The sequence below is a fragment of the Noviherbaspirillum malthae genome, from assembly GCF_015352985.1.
GTDB lineage: Bacteria > Pseudomonadota > Gammaproteobacteria > Burkholderiales > Burkholderiaceae_D > Noviherbaspirillum > Noviherbaspirillum malthae.
Genome location: NZ_JACYXF010000138.1, coordinates 1 through 6,134, shown reverse-complemented (window position 1 = coordinate 6,134; position 6,134 = coordinate 1). Strand labels below are relative to the sequence as shown.

The 6,134-nt window shown below is 51.8% G+C and carries 6 protein-coding genes and 1 pseudogene; 2 read left to right on the top strand and 5 right to left on the bottom strand.

The genetic code is table 11. The annotated features are described in order from the left end of the window. Positions 1 to 323: 323 nt before the first annotated feature. A pseudogene (locus tag IGW03_RS37000) lies at positions 324 to 1,304 on the top strand (MFS transporter); the annotation flags it as partial. Between the two features lie 8 nt (positions 1,305 to 1,312). Here the strand turns inward: IGW03_RS37000 and IGW03_RS36995 are convergent. After that, positions 1,313 to 2,108 (bottom strand): IS5 family transposase gene (locus tag IGW03_RS36995; RefSeq protein WP_194727374.1). Its coding sequence is split into 2 segments (ribosomal slippage): positions 1,313 to 1,840 and positions 1,842 to 2,108, totalling 795 coding nucleotides; the frame shifts between segments, so codons are not numbered across the junction. A 28-nt stretch (positions 2,109 to 2,136) separates the two neighbouring features. Between IGW03_RS36995 and IGW03_RS36990 the strand changes: the two genes are divergently transcribed. Beyond that, on the top strand, positions 2,137 to 2,559 hold the full coding sequence (locus IGW03_RS36990) for an MFS transporter (RefSeq protein ID WP_228536342.1): 423 nt from the start codon (positions 2,137 to 2,139) through the stop codon (positions 2,557 to 2,559). A 573-nt stretch (positions 2,560 to 3,132) separates the two neighbouring features. Here IGW03_RS36990 and proC read toward each other — a convergent pair. The 4 genes from proC to IGW03_RS36970 all read right to left on the bottom strand — a co-directional run. Then, complete coding sequence (gene proC / locus IGW03_RS36985) at positions 3,133 to 3,951, bottom strand: pyrroline-5-carboxylate reductase (protein ID WP_194727373.1); 819 nt, start codon at positions 3,949 to 3,951, stop codon at positions 3,133 to 3,135. Positions 3,952 to 4,457: 506 nt separating this feature from the next. Continuing rightward, positions 4,458 to 4,874 (bottom strand): MerR family transcriptional regulator, encoded by a 417-nt coding sequence (locus IGW03_RS36980; RefSeq protein WP_228536343.1) that lies wholly within the window; start codon positions 4,872 to 4,874, stop codon positions 4,458 to 4,460. 132 nt (positions 4,875 to 5,006) lie between these two features. After that, positions 5,007 to 5,933: an electron transfer flavoprotein subunit alpha/FixB family protein gene (locus tag IGW03_RS36975; RefSeq protein WP_194727371.1), complete on the bottom strand. Its 927-nt coding sequence runs from the start codon at positions 5,931 to 5,933 to the stop codon at positions 5,007 to 5,009. A 102-nt stretch (positions 5,934 to 6,035) separates the two neighbouring features. After that, on the bottom strand, positions 6,036 to 6,134 hold a 99-nt coding region (locus IGW03_RS36970), incomplete at its 5' end, for an IS3 family transposase (RefSeq protein WP_194722984.1).

Here is a 6,134-nt window from a genome sequence, read left to right as displayed (position 1 = left end):
CAGCTTCGGGACGCAGTCGGTGCGTGGCTCACACTATGTCGAGCGCATCATGACGGTCGTCGGCAGTTGCAAGCTGCAAGGTCGCAATCCGCTTACCTTCCTCACACAGGCCATTCAAGCACATTGGAGAGATGGCGTTGCTCCTTCCTTAATCCAAGACAGCTTCGCCGAAGGGTGAACGGTTACAAAGGCGCAGTGATGCCATTTTTCCAGCAGACTAAGTTAACGATGCCAAGGAGACCTCTGAGTGAAGCCCTTATCAACAATTCCGGTAATAACCGGCCTTCCGACTGATTTATCACGCACTTAAAAAGGAGACACCGGTGCAGCAACTTGACATACATGAATTGGCGGACTCGGCCAGCTTTAACGGTTATCATGCGAAAGTTCTAGCGTGGTGCTTTTTGATTATCATTATTGACGGCTATGATATTGCGATCGCAGGGGCAGCCTTGCCCTCAATCATGAAAGAGATGCAAGTAACCGCCTCAACTGCCGGTTTTATGGCAAGTTCAGCGCTCTTCGGAATGATGTTCGGCGCCATTTTCTTAGGAGCCTTGGCTGACAAGATTGGCCGTCGATTGGCCATATCCATTTGTGTGTTCCTCTTCAGCGCATTCACAGCCGCAGCAGGTCTGACCACTGATCCCCTAACGTTCAGCGTCATGCGATTCATCGCCGGTCTTGGAATCGGCGGGGTCATGCCGAACATCGTAGCGCAGATGACCGAATACTCACCGAAAAAAATCCGTAGTTTCATGACCACAGTCATGTTTTCCGGTTATGCAATCGGGGGGATCTTAGCGGCGGTGATTGGCAAGCAATTTATTGGCGAGTTTAGTTGGAAAATCGTGTTTTTTGCCGCAGGAACACCAGTTGTCTTGATTCCATTCATATTGAAATTTATGCCTGAGTCATTGGCCTTCATGGTAGCGCGTCAGGATCAAGGACAGTTACGTCGTATTGTCAGCCTTATCTCCCCGCAAACGACGTTGCCCCCAAACGTCGCATTCTCGCTTCCTCCTCAAGAAACTAACAAAGACAAGCCGATTAGCAAGCTTTTCCAAGCAGGTCGTGGATTTAGCACCATCATGTTTTGGATCACCTTTTTTACCGGTTTATTCATGATTTATGCACTCAGTACATGGCTTACCAAGCTCATGGCAATGTCTGGCTATAGTCTAGGCTCGGCTCTGAGTTTCGTAATCGCATTGAATCTTGGTGCGGTGGTCGGCGCTATTGGCGGTGGATGGCTTGCTGACAGATTTCACATTAAGTGGGTATTGGTCGCGATGTACGTCTTAGAACGTGCTCAGTATCTTTTTAACAGGAGAGCGAGGAACGCGAGGACAATGAACTGTTCGCTGGTATGCAGCTTTCGCTCACAGTTCTTCCAGAGACGGCGGCATTTTTCAAGCCACGCAAAGGACCTTTCGACCACCCAGCGCTGTGGAATCACCTCGAACTTGTGCAACTCGTTGCGCTTGGCTACCTGTACTGCCGCACCAAGCGTCTGGTAAGTCAGATCCTCGAATCGCTTGCCGGTATAGCCTCCATCGACTAATACCTGCTTGACCCCGGCCAGCCTATCGTCATGGGCGACAAACATGAGCAACGCACCATTGCGATCGTTGACTTCAGCAGTCGTGACCAGAATGGCGTGTGGCAGGCCTTGCGTATCCACGGCAATATGCCGCTTGATACCAGAGACCTTCTTACCAGCGTCATAGCCCTTGTGCCGGGCCGTATCGGTATTCTTGACGCTTTGCGCGTCCACGATGCAAAAGCTCGTCGAGGGCAGCCGCCCATTTCTCTTGCGCTCTTGCTCCACCACATTTTTTTAATGCCTGGTCAAGCAGGCTCATATGACCGTCATCGGGAATACGCGTCCAGGCATCGAAGTAGTAACGCACCGTGCTCACTGGCGGAAAGTCTGACGGCAGAGCACGCCAAGTCGCCGCACTCTTGAGCAAGTAAAGGATCGCGCAAAAGATGTCGTACAAGTCGACCTTCCTTGGATTGGTGCGTTTGCGACTGCCCTCCAACAAGGGACGAACTTGGTCAAACTGTTCACGACTGATATCGCTTGGATAATACTTCCTGCTCATTCCGGCTCAATGTCATCACAAACCCGGCTTGGACAAAAAAATATCGATCACGTTCTTAGGCAGTGTCTTCCTGTACATGATGACCTTCAAAACTTCGACCGAGGTCTTGTACCTTATTATTGGTGCAGTAGGGGCATGTACCACTGGCGCCCAAATCGTTGCTTATGCGTACAGCGGTCAGTTCTACCCGATGTCGATTCGCTCGACAGGTGTTGGGATGGCAACTGGGATCGGGCGCTTAGGTGCGATTGTGGCTCCAGTTCTGATAGGACTTATCGTTTCTTTGGACCTTCCTATGACGCAGAATTTCTTAGTCATCAGCGCAGCAGGACTACTTGGTGCGCTAGCCCTGGCTTTCATCGATCACAGCCGCTCCGCATCAGAAGAAACGCACCAGGCTAAAGATCTTCGCGACCCGATGGGAGCATCCAAGACAAGCCTTTCACACTAACAACGTTCCAAGCCGTCGGATGTTCTCGATAGTAAGACCATCGAGTACATCTGACGAATTAAAAGCGCTCTAACATGGTAGTGGCCTCCCCTTTTGAAACGCCAATGCATCGTGAAGCGTCCCGTCTGGTCGTGATTTATATGCTGTGACCCTCTGGATCGGATAGAGCTTTGATGCAGCGCTGACATTGGCAGCCGTTCTGCAACTCAAAAAATGGTTAAGATTTTGGTACCGGCGTGGAGCAGACTTCAACGACAAAGTCGCACTCAACATGTATCCGGATATTCAAGAGTCTGGATCAATTATGAAAAGATGCCTCGCCATATATAAGCGATACACGCCCTTACCTCGCAGTAGAGAGGTCGTTCGGGTAGATTGTGTCCATGGCCGGTTTCAAGAAATCATTGCTATTGATGATGGGGGTTGAGGTCATCACGTGGACTGGAGCAGTAATTGCGCTGGCGCCACGAAAATACTTGTAATGCGGAAGTACACTTCATCGAAGCAGATATCGTTGATTGTTTAACCAAAATAGACAGGCATGGAGCAACCAGCCTAGTCCCTCTGCGCTGCTCAGTTGGAGCAAAACTCCTCGCCGAGCTCCTTCCCACGTATAGCCGCTAATTTCATTGCCTTGCTGATTGCATCCTTAACACCACTAGCATCCATGCTGGCTACGGCGGAATGCATTGTTCCATCTTTATAAGTTACGGGATCGCATAACAAGGGGTCTGCCTCAAGCGACTGGGCAGCGAGCTGCGATGCGCCAACAAACGTATTGACCGCCAGCTGTCGGCTCTGATCGACTGTTAGCCCCATCTCCTGCCCGGCCTGCTGCATCGCTTCAATGAAGTAAAACACATACGCCGGGCCGCTACCTGACACTGCGGTTACTGGATCAATCAAATTCTCGTCACTTACCCATAAAGTCGCTCCGACGGCACGAAGGATATCGTCGGCCGCCCGTCGCTGCCACGGCAACACGCCATCCATCGCTACCATGCCGGTGATACCCTTGCCGATCAGAGCTGGCGTATTTGGCATCGTGCGAATAATCGTACGATGGCCACCAAGCCAACGTGAGATGTCAGCAGTACGGATACCGGCGGCTATCGACAGGATCAGCTGGTTCGACACATATGGACGTAGTTGTGCAGTTACGTCTTCCATCTGCTGCGGCTTTACCGCCAGTACGATGACATCACATTGGGTCAGCTTGGCATCGATAATCGTAGCGGTGGAGACGCCGAACAGACGTAGCTTTTGTGCGGAAATTGCGTTGCGCACGACGACATGAATGTTGCTGCCGTTCACAAGCTGGCCTGCAAGCCCGCCTATCAATGCAGTTGCCATATTACCAGCGCCAACAAATCCTATTTTTAATTGATTCATGGGTTATTATTCGGAGAGTGCCAAGTTTCATACCTTCGCTGCCATACCATCTACTATAGGTAGACCGAACCTAGCCGATCCAATAATCATTGGATACCATGGTCAAAGCGCCATCTGGGGACACCCGCCACCAACAGTGGCCAACTAATTATATGGTCCTAGCAACGCCGAGCTATTTCAGTGTCGTCTCACAGTGGTTTATGTGCCGTCATGCCTCAGCCATGACAACACTACAACCGATTATTTGGTGCCTGCCAAATACTGAAACCGCACACGACTCTTGCATGCATCGTCGTTGAGGTCTTTCGCCATGGAATCTTGGACAGCGTCGACGCCACGTTATGACAAGCCGTGGGCTGGGATACACTATATGAACGATTCGCTGGAGTTAGCCTTTGCTATACAGCTACCACCATGCGGCTGCAGCAATAGCAAGGAAAGGAATGAGGAATATTTTTCCCGGTGAATATTACAATAGTTACTCAAATAGTTCATAACCACTGCGTCTAGCCCATTGTCTTTTGGTTCGCGAGCTTCGTTCGCGCGGACCGTTCTAACGTTTTTCGACTGGCGCTTTCGTAGCCGCCAATATCATGCATTGCTCCGTCTATGTCCATAAGGCGCTTATACAAACGTTCCCTTATGGCACCAATTACCGATATCGTGTCATTGATCGAACTTGACTTTGTATCTCTTGAATCCAGTATCTTAATCAGCTCTCCAATTTCAGGGAGCGTGAAGCCAAGCCGCTTGTAGCGCAATACTCGCTCAAGTCGATCTCGTGCGGAGGAGGTGAACATGCGTTTTCTCCCATGCCCTCGCCCGGGCATGCCAGTTATTAGACCTAATTCTTCATATAATCGAATAGCTCGTTGCGTAATGGAGAAGTAATCGGCGAGATCAGAGATACTATAGGCTGGCATGTATCGGTGCTTACGTGCATAGTAGAAAATAGGCAGCAGCCATAATTCCGTATAAGGGATCATAAGAACCATACATGGCAGCTAGTTAAACCGGTCAAACACTTTTGCTGTGATCGGAGATCGATCAGCGCGTTAGATAGCAGAGGTTAGTTCAGGTATGATTGCAAATAGATCACCGACAATGCCATAGTCGGCCACCGAAAAGATCGGCGCTTCCGAATCCTTGTTGATCGCCACGATGGTTTTCGAATCCTTCATCCCTGCCAAGTGCTGGATCGCACCCGAAATGCCCACCGCGATATACAGCTGCGGCGCCACGATCTTGCCGGTCTGGCCCACTTGCCAATCATTCGGTACGAAGCCGGCGTCCACCGCCGCGCGCGAAGCGCCCATTGCCGCACCCAACTTATCTGCTAGTGGCTCCAGAATCTTGAAGTTGTCGCCCGAGCCCATGCCGCGGCCGCCGGAAACAATCACTTTCGCTGCCGTCAGTTCCGGACGGTCAGACTTGGTAACTTCTCGCGATACGAAGGCTGACTTGCCGAAATCGGCCACGGCAGTGACGGTTTCCACTGCGGCGCTGCCGCCGGTGGCCGCCGCGTCAAAGCCAGTGATACGGACGGTGATGACCTTGATAGGATCGGCCGACTGCACTGTGGCAATCGCATTACCAGCATAGATCGGGCGCTCGAAGGTGTCCCGAGAGACGACGTTGGTGATCTCGGAGACCTGGCCGACGTCCAGCCTCGCGGCAACGCGCGGCAAGATATTCTTGCCGTAGGCAGTCGCCGGCGCCAAGATGTGCGAATAGGATGACGCGATGGTCAGCGCCTGCTCGGCCACGTTTTCGGCCTGGCCGTCAGCGAAATGCGGCGCATCGGCCACCAGTACCTTGGCGACGCCGACGACCTTGGAGGTGGCTTCAGCGGCAGCGCCGCAATTGGCACCGGCAATCAGTACATGGACGTCGCCACCGCAGGCTGCCGCTGCCGTGATGGTATTGAGTGTGCTGCCCTTCAGGGAAGCATTGTCGTGTTCAGCAATGACAAGTGCAGTCATGTTTGTATCCTGTTCTGGTAATCGTTATCCAAGATGATTAGCGATTGGCACAGTGAGTTTTTGTCGGGGCGAAGGGGGGTGCGGCGTAAATCTTGGACTGGGTTATGCCGTAAATCCGAGGCTCTCCCGGTATTCGAGAGGACTGAGTGAGCCAAGGGATATCTTGATGCGCTTTTCGTTATACCAGCGGATGTAAGAGTC